General features: G+C 68.0%; 1 protein-coding gene and 1 pseudogene. Both read left to right on the top strand.

Annotation, left to right across the window (positions count from 1 at the left end):
- Window positions 1-405 (top strand): annotated as a pseudogene (locus HIJ39_RS24480) (IS21 family transposase); the annotation flags it as partial.
- 18 nt (window positions 406-423) lie between these two features.
- Window positions 424-609 (top strand): ATP-binding protein (locus tag HIJ39_RS24475; protein ID WP_243239939.1); only part of this gene is annotated, 186 nt, incomplete at its 3' end.

Below are 609 nucleotides of genomic sequence, written 5' to 3'. Positions count from 1 at the left end.
CAGGGGGAGCGCGTGGCCAGCCATCCCCGCGCCGCGCGGCGCGGCCAAGCCGTGACGGCCCCCGACCATCGTCCGCGCCATCATCGGGACCGGCTGGAATGGACGCCGGAACGCTTTCGCCAATGGGCGGCGAAGTTCGGCCCGCACACCGAGCAGCTCATTACGGCGGTGCTCCAGCGCATGAAACACCCGGAGCAGGCCTATCGCACCTGCTTTGGAATCCTGAAGATTGGACAATCGCACAGCGCGGAAACCCTGGAGGCTGCCGCGGCCCAAGCCGTGGCGCGGGAACTATACACGTCCCGCGCCGTGACCGCTCTGGCCAAGCAACTGGCCGATGCGGTCCCGGAGCCCGCCGCCGTTCCGCCGCATCCGAATGTCCGAGGCGCGGCGTACTACCAATGATCGAAGGAGGAACCCCTGATGTTACCGAATGTGACCCGTGATCACTTACAGGCGCTCCGGCTCTCCGCGATGGCGGAGGCCTGGGCGCGGCAACAGGCCGACCCCACCATGACCGAGTTGAGCTTCGATGAGCGGTTCGGTCTGCTCGTGGATGCGGAATGGGTGCACCGCCAAAACCGGCGGTGGGCCCGCCGGCTCCGCGAG

The sequence above is a fragment of the Sulfobacillus harzensis genome, assembly GCF_012933365.1.
GTDB classification, from domain to species: Bacteria; Bacillota; Sulfobacillia; order Sulfobacillales; family Sulfobacillaceae; genus Sulfobacillus_B; species Sulfobacillus_B harzensis.
The sequence above is the reverse complement of the archived record's forward strand: the minus strand, read 5'-3'. Positions and strand labels throughout refer to the sequence as shown.